The following is a 12483-nucleotide window of genomic DNA, read 5'->3' as shown; positions in this document are numbered from 1 at the left end:
GTGGAACCGCGCCGACGGGGCGGGTCACCAGCTCGTGGCCTGCGGCATGCCCTCCTGGTAGCCGGCCGCCGACTGGATGCCCACCACGGCACGCTCGGAGAACTCGGCCAGCGACCTGGCTCCTGCGTAGGTGCACGAGGACCGCAGGCCGGACGTGATCTCGTCCAGCAGGTCCTCGACGCCCGGCCGTGCCGGGTCGAGGTACATCTTGCCGGTGGAGATGCCCTCCTCGTACAGGGCCTTGCGGGCACGGGCGAACGCGGTCCCCGCACCGGAGTTGCGGGCTGCGACCGCCCGCGCCGAGGCCATGCCGAACGAGTCCTTGTAGAGGCGGCCCGAGCCGTCCGACTTCAGGTCGCCCGGCGACTCGTGCGTGCCCGCGAACCAGGAGCCGACCATCACCTGCGACGCGCCGGCAGCCAGCGCAAGGGCGACGTCGCGGGGGTGGCGCACGCCGCCGTCGGCCCAGACGTGCTTGCCGAGCTCGCGCGCCGCGGCCGCGCACTCCAGGACCGCCGAGAACTGCGGCCGGCCCACGCCGGTCTGCATCCGCGTGGTGCACATCGCGCCGGGGCCCACGCCGACCTTGAGGATGTCGGCGCCCGCTGCCACGAGGTCGCGCACCCCGTCGGCGGTGACGACGTTGCCGGCCACCACCGGCACCGTCGGGTCCACCGACCGTACGGCCTCGAGGGCGGCGAGCATCCTGGTCTGGTGACCGTGCGCCGTGTCGACCACGAGCACGTCCACGCCGGCGGCGAGCAGGTCCTTCGCCTTCGTGGCGACGTCGCCGTTGATCCCCACCGCCGCCCCGATCCGCAGCGCCCCCGACGCGTCGAGGGCGGGGCCGTAGATCGACGAGCGCAGCGCGCCCTTGCGGGTCAGCACCCCGGCGAGTCTTCCGTCGCGCACCACGGGCGCCAGGTCGAGGCGCGCGGAGTGCAGCACGTCGAAGGCAGCCTCCAGCCCGCCGGGGCCGTCCAGGAGAGCGGCGTCCAGCAGCCGGGGCTCCGCGGACATCACCTCGGCGACCCGGGTGAACCGGTCGACGTCGGCGCAGTCCGACTCGGTCACGACACCGACGGGCCGGTCGTCCTCGACGACGACGGCTGCGCCGTGCGAACGCTTGCCGAGCAGGTTCAGCACGCTGTGCACGGTGTCGTGCGGCGAGACGATCACCGGCGTCTCGATGACCGGGTCCTTGGCCTTGACGTCGGCCACCACGCCGGCGACGACGTCGGCGGGTACGTCCTGCGGGATGATCGCCAGGCCGCCGCGCCGCGCGACGGTCTCCGCCATGCGGCGTCCCGCCACGGCGGTCATGTTCGCGACGACCACGGGGATCGTGGTGCCGGTGCCGTCGTCGGACGCGAGATCCACGTCGAACCGCGACGTGACGTCCGAGCGGGACGGCACGAGGAAGACGTCGCCGTAGGTGAGGTCGGTGGCAGGGCTCTGCTCGGGGAGGAAGCGCACGTTCACCAAGGGTAAAGAGTTCTTCTCGCCCTGCATATGAGTCCGGCCACATCGTTGTGGAGGTATCGCAGACAGGCGTGGCAGGCGAGGCTCTCGTGGCACAGTGGAGAGGTCGGTGCCCCTTAGAGTGGGGCCCCGATTCCCCCGCTGGGGGCACGACGAAAGGACGAGCATGGGCCTGCTGAGCGACATTCGTTCGCCCAAGGACGTCCGGGCGATGACGCCCGGCCAGATGCCGGAGCTCGCAGAGGAGATCCGCAGATTCCTCGTGGAGAGCGTCTCGCGCACGGGTGGCCATCTCGGGCCCAACCTCGGCGTCGTCGAGCTGACGATCGCCATGCACCGGGTCTTCGACTCGCCACGCGACTCCATCGTGTTCGACACGGGCCACCAGGCCTACGTCCACAAGCTGCTCACCGGCCGCCAGGACTTCTCCGAGCTGCGCAAGCGCGGCGGCATGTCGGGCTACCCCAGCCGCGTCGAGTCCGCGCACGACATCGTCGAGAACTCCCACGCCTCCACGGCCCTGTCCTGGGCGGACGGCATCGCCAAGGCCAACCAGGTACGCGGCAAGGACGACCACGTCGTCGCCGTGATCGGCGACGGCGCCCTCACCGGCGGCATGGCCTGGGAGGCGCTGAACAACATCGCCGAGAGCCGCGACCGCAAGCTCGTGGTCGTGGTCAACGACAACGGCCGGTCCTACTCGCCGACCATCGGCGGGCTCGCCAACCACCTCGACACGCTGCGCACCACCAGCGGCTACGAGGCCTTCCTCAGCTGGGGCACGCGCGCCCTGCACCGCTCCGGCCCGCCCGGACGCTTCGCCTGGCGCTGGCTGCACGGCCTGAAGAAGGGCCTCAAGGACGTCGTGGCACCGCAGGGCCTGTTCGAGGACCTCGGCATCAAGTACATCGGCCCCGTCGACGGCCACGACACCGAGGCACTCGAACGAGCCCTCGGCCGCGCCAAGGCGTTCGGCCGCCCCGTGATCGTGCACGCGATCACCGAGAAGGGCCGCGGCTACACCCCTGCCGAGGAGGACATCGCGGACCGGTTCCACTCGGTCGGCGCGATCCACCCGGAGACGGGGCTGCCGGTCGCCCCCAGCCGGTTCGGCTGGACCAAGGTCTTCGCGGACGAGATAGTGCAGATCGGCCGCCGCCGGCCCGACGTCGTCGCCATCACCGCCGCCATGCTGCACCCCGTCGGGCTGGCGCCGTTCCAGCAGCAGTTCCCGGAGCGGACCTTCGACGTCGGCATCGCCGAGCAGCACGCGGCGACGTCGGCCGCCGGCATGGCCTTCGCGGGGCTGCACCCCGTCGTCGCCGTCTACGCGACGTTCCTGAACCGGGCGTTCGACCAGGTGCTCATGGACGTGGCGCTGCACAAGGCCGGCGTCACCTTCGTCCTGGACCGCGCCGGTATCACCGGCGACGACGGCGCCAGCCACAACGGCATGTGGGACATGGCGATGCTGCGGATCGTGCCCGGCCTGCGCCTGGCCGCACCCCGTGACGAGACGACCCTGCGTGCTGCCCTCCGCACGGCTGTCGACGTCGACGACGCGCCCACCGTGGTCAGGTACCCCAAGGGCGCGCTCGGCGACGACATCCCGGCCGTCGAGGAGCTCGACGGCGTGGACGTCGTCGGGCGGTTCGAGGGCTCGACGGGCTCGACCGGCGGGCCGGCCCGCCGGGTGCTCGTGGTCGGCGTCGGTGCCATGACGGGCTGTGCCATGGAGACCGGCGAGGCGCTCGCGGCGCACGGCGTCGAGGTGACGGTCGCCGCACCGACCTGGGTGCTGCCGATCCCGGCGAACCTGGTCAAGCTCTGCGGCGAGCACGACCTCGTCGTCACGCTGGAGGACGGTGTGGTCGACGGCGGTGTGGGCGACATGCTCGCGCAGCGCGCGGGGGAGCAGGGCATCGGCGCGCCGCAGGTGCACGTGGGTCTGCCGGTGGAGTTCCTCGACCACGCGAGCCGCGACCACATCGTCAGGGCGCAGCGCATGACCGCGGCCGACGCCACGCGCGACGCGCTCGCCGCCCTGGCACTGCTGTGACCGGGACAGCGCGCTCGGTCGGTGTCGAGGAGGAGCTGATGCTGGTCGGGCACGACGGGAACCCGGTCCCGCGTGCCCGCGACGTGCTCGACAGCGCCGAGCCGGCCGACGGTCCGCTCGAGCACGAGCTCATGGAGGAGCAGCTCGAGACCGCCACGCCGCCGCTGACCACGCTCGAGGAGATCGCCACCGCGATCCGGGAGGGCCGCGCGGGCGCGCAGGCGGCGGCAGACCGGCACGGCGCCCGTATCGCGGCGCTCGGCACCTCGCCGCTGGTGTTCGACGGCACGACGGTGGACAAGCTCCGGTACCTTTCCGCACGCGCGGAGTTCGGGCTGACCGCCCGCGAGCAGCTCACCAGCGGTTGCCACGTGCACGTCGCGGTGGCCGACGACACCGAGGGCGTCGCGGTGCTGGACCGCATCGGGCCATGGCTCGCGCCGCTGCTGGCGCTGTCGGTGAACTCGCCCTACTGGACGGGTGTGGACTCGGGGTACGCGAGCTTTCGCTCCCAGGTCTGGTCCCGCTGGCACACGGCGGGCCCGACGCGGCGCTTCGGCACCCCGGAGGCGTACCACGCCGCGGTCGAGAGTCTCCTCGCGACCGGCACCATCCTGGACGAGGGGATGATCTACTTCGACGCCCGCCTGTCGGCCCGCTATCCCACCGTGGAGATCCGGGTCGCCGACGTGTGCCTCTCTGCCGACACCGCGACGCTGCTCGCCGCGCTGGCCCGCGGGCTCGTGGAGACGGCGGCGCGTGCGGCGGACTCGCCGGCACCCGACGTGCCGGTCGAGATCCTGCGCACCGCACTCTGGCGGGCGGGTCGATCGGGCCTCAGCGGCGACCTCGTGGACCCAAGGACCTGGCGGCCGGCCCCCGCGCACGACGTCGTCGGGGCGCTGGTGGACCACGTGCGTGACGCGCTGGTGGACCTGGGGGACCTCGACGCCGTCACCGAGCTGCTGGGCGGCCTCTGGTCCGGCGGGGACGGCGCATCGCGCCAGCGCTCGTGGGCGGCCGAGGCGGATGGCGATCTCGCGGTGGTCGCTCGGCGCGCCGCGGACGCGACGCTGGAGTGAGCTCTCACGAGGCTCCGTAGTTCCCGGCCACGTCCCCCACGGGCTTGCGCGGCTCGCTGACGAGCAGGGCTGGTTCGCAGCCGAACAGCAAGGCGATGATGCCGACCTGGTCCAAGGTCCAGGCGGTCCGACCTCGGAACCGGTAGGAGACCGCGGCCCTGGACAGCCCGACCTCGGCCGCGATCTGTCGCTGGCTGAGGCCCCGGCGGGCGGCCTCGAACCGGACGGCGGATGCGCACACGAGGGCGAGGCCGTCGCGCATCAGCGTGGGGGCCGGGCGGGGCTGGATCGAGGGCCGGTCCTTGTCCCGGTCGTCGTCCAGGTCGGGGTCGAGGGTGCCGTCGAACAGCGGGTCGAGGGCCAGCGGGTCGTAGTTGGTGCGTGCCATGTCACCAGCGTGACCTGACCGCCGGCCGGTCGCCCGCGGCTGTCCACAGGGCTGGAGGTCTGTGCGGGGTGAGGTAGACCCGCACGAGGGGTGTCAGGTGGCGTGAATTTCGTTCACCGGAGCCCCGCGTGGTTCAGCACAGCCGAACAATTCAGCTGATACGAACTTGTCGGTGCCCAGGTGAACGAAATTCACCGCACGTGGCACCCCTCGCCTGGTACATGTCGCCCCGACGCCGAGCCCGGATCAGCCCAGCCCCGACTGCTGAGGCGGTCGGTCCCGGGCCCTACTTCTTGGCGACCGCCCACCAGATGATCCCGGCGATCAGGAGCAGGAAGCCCAGCCCGCCGACGAGGAACCCGACCAGGACGACGAGCCCGCTGGAGCCGATCCCGGCGACGCTGTCCACGTTGAGGGGTCCGCTCACGGCGAGGCCGACGTCGGGGGAGGCCACGGCCCCGTCGACGACGAGGGTGTGCGGGCCGGTCTCCTGGGGTACGACTACCCCGACGGGGAAGACGGACCAGCCGTTGGTCGGCAGGGCACCCGTCTGGTCGGGGGGCTCGATGCCGACCGGTCCGTTCGGCCCCTCCGCGGTCACCGCGGAGGCGGGCAGGCGGGCCGACTGGTCCTGCGAGACCTCGAAGACGAGATAGGCGCCCTCGTCCGAGGCGTCGAACGTGAGGGGCTCCGTGCTCGTCTCGAGGGCGATGGCGTCGCTGCCCGCCGTTCCCTCGGTCGTGACGAGGTCGGTGGGGAGCAGGTCGGCGATCCCGCCGGCGGCTCCCACGACGCCGACGATGCCGGCGATCACACCAGCCACCAGGACGGCGACTCCGGTGAAGGTGAGGACCTTTGGCCCGGTCTTCCGCGGCCGGGGTGCCGGGGCGTACTGAGCGGGATACCCGTACTGCGCGCCCGTCGGGGGTGGCGGCAGCGCGGGTCCGGAGGCGTAGTCGTGCCCGGGTCCAACGGGTGGTGTGGTCATGATGGCATCGTGCCGGGGGCCCGGTGCTCCGCCAAGGAAAAGCCCGTGATTTCACCCGTGCAGCTCGCCGGCGCCGGTGCTCCCGGCCGGCTCTGGCGGAAGAGAAATCAAGTTGTTCAGGCCGGGGGGTACCGGCAACGGTAGGTGCATGGACCTCGCCAGCGCCTTCCCGCCGTTCGGCCTCCGGGTCGTCAGCGGCGACCTCGAGCTGCGCCTGCCCGACGACGCCGAGCTGACCCGCCTGGCCGACGTCGCACTGGCAGGCCTCCATCCGCCGGAGCGGAGCCCGTTCCTCGTGCCGTGGAACACCGGCGAGCCCGACACGGTGCGCAGGGGGTTTCTCCAGTACCACTGGTCGTCACGCGGCACGGTGTCGCCCCAGGCGTGGGCGCTGGAGCTCGCCGTCTTCCGGAGCGGCGAGCCGATCGGGGTGCAGAGCGTGGGGGCCAAGGCCTTCGGCGTGACGCGGTCCGCCGGGACCGGCTCCTGGCTCGGCCTGCCGCACCACGGCCAGGGCCTCGGGAAGCGGATGCGGCTGATGGCCCTGCACCTGCTGTTCGAGGGGTTCGACGCGGCGGACGCGACGACCGAGGCGTTCGACGACAACCCCGAGTCCAACGGGGTGACGCGGTCGCTCGGCTACGCCCCCAACGGCGTCGTCCTGCAGGACCGGCAGGGTGCGGCGGCGACCGAGAACCGGTACCGCATGACCCGCGAGGCGTGGGCGGCACGGCCGGACGTGCACAGGCTCGACGTCACGTTGGAGGGTGTGGCACCGGTCCGGGCGATGCTGGAGATGGATCCGCCGCCGAAGGCGCTTCAGCCGTAGATCGTGTCGGCGTACCGGGGACCGTAGTGCTCCTCGACCTGTTCGAGCGTCTGGTCCCGCCGCTCCAGGGTGTGGGCGAGCACGGCGCGGCGGGGCACGGTCTCCAGGTCCCACGTGTCGGGGTCCCAGGTCCTGGAGCGCAGGAACGCCTTGGAGCAGTGGTGGAAGACCTGTTCGATGTCGACCTCCAGCGCCAGCACCGGAAGGTTGCGCCGCACCTGGAGCTCGGCGAGGTACGGCGCGTCGCGCACGATGCGGGCCGAGCCGTTGACCCGCAGCGTGTCGCCGCGGCCCGGGATCACGAAGATGAGTCCCACGTGCGGATTGGCGAGCACGTTGAGGTACCCGTCGGTGCGGCGGTTGCCGGGCCGCTCGGGGATCGCGATGGTGCGGTCGTCCAGGATCCGTACCAGGGAGCCGGCCGGGTCGCCCTTGGGGGAGACGTCGAGGTTGCCCTCGGCGTCCGACGTCGCGACCAGGCACAGCGGCGACGCCGCGAGCCACTGCCGGTCGAGGTCGTGCAGCGCGGTGCGCACCTTGCCCGCCGCGGGTCCGAGCGGCGGCGGGATGATCTCGCGGAGCTCCTCGACGGTGGTCACGGGAGTCCCGCCGAACCTGTTCGGCCGGTCGCTCAGCTCGTTGGTCATGACCTCAACCTAATCCGGTGTGCGCTCAGCGACCAGCGACCGGGCACGTACGCCGCGAACGGGGCATGTCAGACCATCCGGGTACGCTCGCAGCGCCATGACCGAGCAGACGACCCTCCCCAGCCCAGCAGACGCCCCCGCCGGCCCGCCCCGGCCCTGGAAGGCCCGCGCGGCCCGTCGCGTCGTCGGACAGGCGCAGACGCTGCTCGACGACGCCCGGCTGCTCACCACCGCCGACGCCGGCCTCCGCGAGCGCGTACGCGACGCCTACACGGCCACGCGCGAGGTGCGCGTCCACGCCGACCTGCGCACGGTCGGCGTCGCGGCCCTGGAGGACCGGCGCAAGAAGCTGCGCGTCGCCGTCCTGGAGAAGGCCGGTTTCAAGCACGTCGCCCAGGTGCTCGTCGCCGGCACCGACCGCCTCGTCGAGGCGGGCATCGGCGCAGGCACCGCCAAGCTCGCCACGTCCGCCGCCCGCGAGCTCGCTGCCGACGTCGACGCCGAGCTGCGGTTCCGCATCGACGTCGACCCCGACGACCCCTACGCCACCGTGCTCGTCCAGTCCCTGTATGCCTTCGGGCTGGCTACCGACGCCAGGCACCGGCACCTGGACGAGGCGCGACGCGTGACCGCCGTCGTGCCAGGGCACCTCGCGCCCGCCGCTCTCGCCACCAGCGTCTGGCGGCGCCTGGTAGCCCCCGCCGACCGCAGGGTCGCCGCCTTCGCTGCGCTCTCCGCGCTCGCGGACCAGGTGGCGGCCGCGCGGCTGACCGACGACGCGCGAGCGGTGCGCGCCGCCGTCGGGCAGCCGCCGGACGGTGCGGAGGTGTGGGCGGACTTCGAGGCCCGGTCCGCCGAGTACTACGGCCTGCTGTCGCAGGTCGTCGACCTGGGCGACGACCACGAGGCCGCAGAGGGCGGCCTGCCCGCCGACGTCGTGCGGCGGGTCGAGGCGCAGCCCCTCGACCGCACGCTCCTGCGGGCCAACCTCCGCGGCTACCAGCAGTTCGGTGCGAAGTACGCGCTCGTGCAGCGGCGCACGATCCTCGGCGACGAGATGGGCCTCGGCAAGACCATGCAGTCCATCGCCGTTGCCGCGCACCTCGTCGCGACCGGCGGCACGCACGTGCTGGTCGTGTGCCCGGCGAGCGTCGTCACCAACTGGCAGCGCGAGGTCGAGCAGCACTCCGACCTGACCGCCGTGGTGATGCACGGCAGCGACCGCGAGAAGGCAGCGGCGGCCTGGCTCGACGGCGGCGGCGTCGCGGTCACGACGTTCGAGGTGCTCGGACGGCTCGACCTGCCGCACGACCTGCGGCCGGCGCTCCTGGTCGTGGACGAGGCGCACTACGTGAAGAACCCCGAGACCATCCGAGGCCGCGAGGTGCGGCGCTGGGCCGACCGGGCCGACCGCGTCCTGTTCCTGTCGGGCACCCCGATGGAGAACAAGGTCGCCGAGTTCAAGAACATGGTGGGCTACCTGCAGCCCGAGGTGGCGGGGCAGCTCGACCCCAACGCGGACCTGTCCGGGGCCAGGGCGTTCCGCCGGATCGTCGCGCCGGCCTACCTGCGACGCAACCAGGAGGACGTGCTCACCGAGCTGCCCGAGATGGTGCAGGTCGAGGAGTGGGAACAGTTCGGCCCGGTCGACGGCGCCGCCTACCGCTCCGCCGTGCTCGCCGGGAACTTCATGGCCATGCGGCGGGCCGCGTTCGCGGTGTCGGACGCCGCCGACTCCGCGAAGCTCGTGCGCCTGCGGGAGCTCGTCACCGAGGCGGTCGACGGCGGCCGCCGCGTGATCGTCTTCTCCTACTTCCTGTCGGTCCTCGAGCAGGTGATGGACCTGCTCGGCGAGCTCGCCGTCGGCCCACTGACCGGATCGGTGCCCGTGCCCGAGCGGCAGACGATGGTGGACGCCCTGTCCGACCCGGACGGACCTTCCGTGCTGGTCAGCCAGATCACCGCCGGGGGAGTCGGCCTCAACGTGCAGGCCGCGAGCGTCGTCATCTTCTGCGAGCCCCAGGTCAAGCCGACCATCGAGGCGCAGGCCGTCGCCAGGGCGCACCGGATGGGCCAGACCCGCACCGTCCAGGTGCACCGGCTCCTGGTCGAGCACTCCGTGGACCAGCGGATGATGGAGATCCTCGGTTCCAAGTCGGCCCTCTTCGAGGAGTTCGCCCGCCAGTCCGAGATCACCGACGCCGCGCCGTCGGCGGTGGACGTCGCCGCGCCGTCCGAGACCTCGCTGTCGCGCACCATCCTCGCCGAGGAGCAGGAGCGCCTCGGACGCACACCATGAGCGGACCATCGGCACCCTTTTGGGTGTGATAACCGGTTCGATCGGAATTGCGGTTCACTGACCTCGTGTCCCTGTTGACGCCACACCCCGGCACGGTCGTCACCCACGCCGGCTCGCCCGGACGGCTGCTCTCGCCGGCCCGCCGCATCGTGCCGTTCGTCGGCCGGACCGCCGAGCTGACCTCGCTCGTCGACTGGTGCCACGGCCCAGAGGACGTAGCGGTCCGGCTGGTCAGCGGCCCGCGCGGCGTCGGAAAGACGCGCCTGGCGCGTGAGGCGGCCCACCAGCTGGCGCACGCCGGCTGGACCTGCCTCGACGTGCCCGACGGCGCCGAACCCGCCGCGCTGGCGGCCGTGCCCGACGGCGCCCCCGCGCTCCTGCTGATCGACGACGCCGACACGCGCGGCCCGGCGCTCGCGGACCTGCTGCGTGCGGCGGCCCCTGGGCGGGCCGGGGCGCTGCGTGTCCTGCTGGTCGCCCGTGGCGCCGGGCAGTGGTTCAGCCGGCTCGCCGCGGACGACCTGACCGTCCGCGTGCTGCTGGAGCCCGCCAGGGACGGGGAGGACCTTGGTGCCGAGGTGGTTCAGGGCCAGGTCGACGCGCGGCTGGTAACGGTGTTCGTCGAGCCGTACGCGCGGGCGCTCGGGATCGCCCCGCCCCGGGTGGCCGTCGCGTCGGTCGCGGGCGGTGGCGCCAGGATGCTCGACCTGCACGCGGCGGCGCTCTGCGCCGTCATGCGCACGCAGGTGCAGCAGGGCGACGTACTGCCGGTCGACGTGTCCGACGCCCTCGACGAGCTGCTCGAGCACGAGCGCTGGACGTGGTTCCGCTCGGCGGAGGAGGCCGGCCTGCTCGGCGAGGACGGCTTCCTCCCCGAGGCCATGGACGGACTGGTGGCGGCCGCGACGCTCACCGGCGTGCGCACACGGGATGCCGCCGAACGTCTCGTGCGTCGGGTCGCCGCCGTCGTGCCCGGCGTGCGGCGGGGCGCCGAGCCCGACGTCGCGCGGTGGCTGGTCGACCTGGACCCGCACCGGACGCTGCCCGGACGGCTGGTGGACCCCCATCTGCTGGCCGAGCTGACCGGTACCCCTGGGCTGCTCGGCGCGTGCCTGGCCGGGGCGGGCGTACCCGTTGGCCGGCGGGCCGCCCTGCGCGCCGCCGGGCTCGTCGTGGAGCGCCTCGACGGACGGCCCGGCGACCTCGGCTTCGCCCTCGACCAGCTCGGCGCAGCGGTCGCCGAGCTCCCGGACGACGGTGACCTGCTGCGCTCCGTCGCCGGAGCGCTCCCGCGGCCGTCGCTCGCGCTGGGTGAGCTGCGCGCCGAGCTGACGCTGCGCGCCCTCGCCGCGACCCCGGCCGACGACGCCGCGCGCCGGGCCGAGGCGCTGTACGACGCCGTGACCGCGCTCGGCGAGCTGGGCCGTGCCGACGATGCCGAGCGGTACGAGCGGCAGGCCGTCGTGCTCTTGCGGAAGCTGGCCGAGTCCGACCCGGCCCGGTTCCGGCCACGGCTTGCTGCCGTGCTCGCGAACCTCGGCGCGACCTTGTCCGGCCACGGGCGGCCCCAGGAGGCGCTGCGGTACGCGGAGGAGGCGCTCGGCCTGCTTCGACGGATCGACGCCGGCCGCCCCGGTGTGGTCACGCTCGACCTGGCGATGGCTGAGTCGGACGTGGCCCGTGTGCGCGCAGAGCTGGGGCAACCGCCGGTCGAGCCCCGGCAGGGCTTCGAGGCGGGCAGTCCCTGGCGGGAGCTCGCCGGCCGCCGCCCCGGCCGGTCGGACCGGATGCTGGCCCGGTCCCTGACGAACGAGGCGCGGCGGCTGCTGGAGCTCGGCCGGGGCACGGCGGCGCTGCCGGCGGCCGCTGAGTCGCTGCGGATCCAGCGCCGGCTGGCCGCCGTCGCCCCGGACGAGCACCTGCCTGCCCTGAGCGACACGCTGCAGGTCATGGGCACGGTGCTCACCATCGGGGGCCAGGGCGAGGAGTCGCTGCCCTACCTCGAGGAGGCCGTCGGGATCCGGCGCCGGACCGCCCAGGAGAACCCTGGGCGGTACCTGGCGGACCTCGCGCACTCCCTCCTGGCACTGGGCACGCAGCTCTCCGGGCTCGGCAGGCGGGACGAGGGCCTCGCGCTGCAGCAGGAGGCGGTCGAGGTGCAGCGGCGGCTCGCCGTCCGTGACCCCCGACGGTACGTGCCGGAGCTCGCCGCCGCGTTGTCGTCGCTCGGAGTCACCCACGCCCGGCTGGACCGCACGCAGGACGCGCTCGATGTGGAGCGCGAGGCGACCAGGACCTGGCGCGAGCTCGTCGGCGCCGAACGGCACGCCTACGGGCCCCTGCTGGCGCAGTCGCTGATGAACCTGAGCGCGATCTTCGCCGTCCTCAAGCTCGGCGACGAGGCGGTGGCGCCCGCGACCGAGGCGGTGCAGCTCCTGCGTGCCCTCGCCGCGCAGAACCCTGCGAAGCACCGCCCGAGGCTGGCGGAGGCGCTCCGGACGCTGGCGCTCGCGCTGCACGACCAGGAGCGGTTCGACGAGGCGCGGCAGGCCAGGTCCGAGGCGGACGAGCTGGCCGGAACACCCGGATCCCCCGGCGGCGGCGCGGTCGCGATCGCGGTGGTTGCCAGGCGAAACCGATGCTCCAATATTAACTAGACTTGACTGATTTGTTGCCTTAGCATCGGATTACTGGTACCAGGTCGTGCGC

General features: G+C 73.2%; 9 protein-coding genes. 5 read left to right on the top strand and 4 right to left on the bottom strand.

The genetic code is table 11. From position 1 onward, the window contains the following. Positions 1–24: 24 nt before the first annotated feature. Positions 25–1476, bottom strand: a complete 1452-nt coding sequence (locus ACFS27_RS00620) for a GuaB1 family IMP dehydrogenase-related protein (RefSeq protein ID WP_377179294.1) — start codon at positions 1474–1476, stop codon at positions 25–27. A 172-nt stretch (positions 1477–1648) separates the two neighbouring features. On the opposite strand from ACFS27_RS00620, the gene dxs reads away from it, so the two are divergent. Then, the gene (dxs, locus tag ACFS27_RS00615) at positions 1649–3541 is read left to right on the top strand and encodes a 1-deoxy-D-xylulose-5-phosphate synthase (RefSeq protein WP_377179292.1); all 1893 of its coding nucleotides are present in this window, start codon (positions 1649–1651) and stop codon (positions 3539–3541) included. Then, positions 3538–4623, top strand: coding sequence for a carboxylate-amine ligase (locus ACFS27_RS00610; protein ID WP_377179290.1), 1086 nt, complete (start codon positions 3538–3540; stop codon positions 4621–4623). The genes dxs and ACFS27_RS00610 overlap by 4 nt, the downstream gene beginning before the upstream one ends. Positions 4624–4627: 4 nt before the next feature. On the opposite strand, the gene ACFS27_RS00605 is transcribed toward ACFS27_RS00610, so the two are convergent. Continuing rightward, positions 4628–5011 carry a helix-turn-helix domain-containing protein gene (locus ACFS27_RS00605; RefSeq protein ID WP_377179288.1) on the bottom strand — a complete coding sequence of 128 codons (384 nt, stop codon included), beginning with the start codon at positions 5009–5011 and terminating at the stop codon, positions 4628–4630. Between the two features lie 286 nt (positions 5012–5297). Next, a complete protein-coding gene (locus tag ACFS27_RS00600; protein WP_377179286.1) occupies positions 5298–5999 on the bottom strand; it encodes a hypothetical protein in 702 nt (233 codons plus the stop codon). Between the two features lie 148 nt (positions 6000–6147). On the opposite strand from ACFS27_RS00600, the gene ACFS27_RS00595 reads away from it, so the two are divergent. Then, complete coding sequence (locus ACFS27_RS00595) at positions 6148–6828, top strand: GNAT family N-acetyltransferase (RefSeq protein ID WP_377179284.1); 681 nt, start codon at positions 6148–6150, stop codon at positions 6826–6828. Here the strand turns inward: ACFS27_RS00595 and ACFS27_RS00590 are convergent. Beyond that, positions 6819–7475 carry an MSMEG_1061 family FMN-dependent PPOX-type flavoprotein gene (locus ACFS27_RS00590; RefSeq protein ID WP_377179282.1) on the bottom strand — a complete coding sequence of 219 codons (657 nt, stop codon included), beginning with the start codon at positions 7473–7475 and terminating at the stop codon, positions 6819–6821. The two genes, ACFS27_RS00595 and ACFS27_RS00590, sit on opposite strands and share 10 nt — an antisense overlap. A 97-nt stretch (positions 7476–7572) precedes the next feature. Here ACFS27_RS00590 and ACFS27_RS00585 point away from each other — a divergent pair, with 97 nt between their 5' ends. Together ACFS27_RS00585 and ACFS27_RS00580 are read left to right on the top strand one after the other, a co-directional pair. Continuing rightward, positions 7573–9774 (top strand): DEAD/DEAH box helicase, encoded by a 2202-nt coding sequence (locus ACFS27_RS00585; protein ID WP_377179280.1) that lies wholly within the window; start codon positions 7573–7575, stop codon positions 9772–9774. Between the two features lie 65 nt (positions 9775–9839). Beyond that, complete coding sequence (locus ACFS27_RS00580) at positions 9840–12431, top strand: tetratricopeptide repeat protein (RefSeq protein ID WP_377179278.1); 2592 nt, start codon at positions 9840–9842, stop codon at positions 12429–12431. Positions 12432–12483 lie beyond the last annotated feature (52 nt).

This window comes from Promicromonospora vindobonensis (assembly GCF_042685865.1).
Taxonomy (GTDB): domain Bacteria; phylum Actinomycetota; class Actinomycetes; order Actinomycetales; family Cellulomonadaceae; genus Promicromonospora; species Promicromonospora vindobonensis.
Note: the sequence above shows the minus strand (reverse complement) of the source record. Positions and strands in the feature narration are given on the sequence as shown.